Origin of the sequence: Paracoccus salsus (genome assembly GCF_021556615.1) — a bacterium.
Lineage (GTDB): Bacteria > Pseudomonadota > Alphaproteobacteria > Rhodobacterales > Rhodobacteraceae > Paracoccus > Paracoccus salsus.
In genome coordinates this window covers 1-505 of sequence record NZ_JAKGGD010000029.1, presented here as the reverse complement: position 1 = coordinate 505, position 505 = coordinate 1, and the positions used below count along the sequence as shown (strand labels likewise).

1 protein-coding gene is annotated in these 505 nt (G+C 68.3%); it reads left to right on the top strand.

The features are described 5' to 3' along the window. Window positions 1–505, top strand: a 505-nt coding sequence (locus tag L1965_RS15970) for an MBL fold metallo-hydrolase RNA specificity domain-containing protein (RefSeq protein ID WP_277882985.1), incomplete at both ends; no start/stop codon positions are given.

The following is a 505-nucleotide window of genomic DNA, read 5'->3' as shown; positions in this document are numbered from 1 at the left end:
CCGGCATCATCAACAAGTTCACGGACATGGGCGTGAAGGTGGTGCACAAGGGCAACGCCAAGGTGCACGTCTCCGGCCACGCCTCCGCGGGCGAGCTGGTGTACTGCTACAACATCGTCCGGCCCACCCACGTGATGCCCGTGCACGGCGAGGCCGCGCACCTGCACGCCAACGGCGAGCTGGCCCGCAGGACCGGCGTCCCGGAGGACAAGGTCGTCATCGTCAAGGACGGCGACGTCGTCGACCTGGTGGACGGCGAGGTGTCCGTGGCCGGCAAGGTCGAGGCCGGGCTCGTCTACGTGGACGGGGACACGGTCGGCAAGGTCACCGAGAGCACCCTCGAGGAGCGCCGCTCCATGCAGGAGGGCGGTCTGGTCACCGTGGTCGCCATCGTGGACCCGGACACCAACCAGCTGGCCGAGCCGCTGGAGTTCATGACCAAGGGCTTCATCCAGGACGCGTCCGTGTTCAAGGGCGCCGCGGAGAAGGTCAAGTCCGCGCTGGC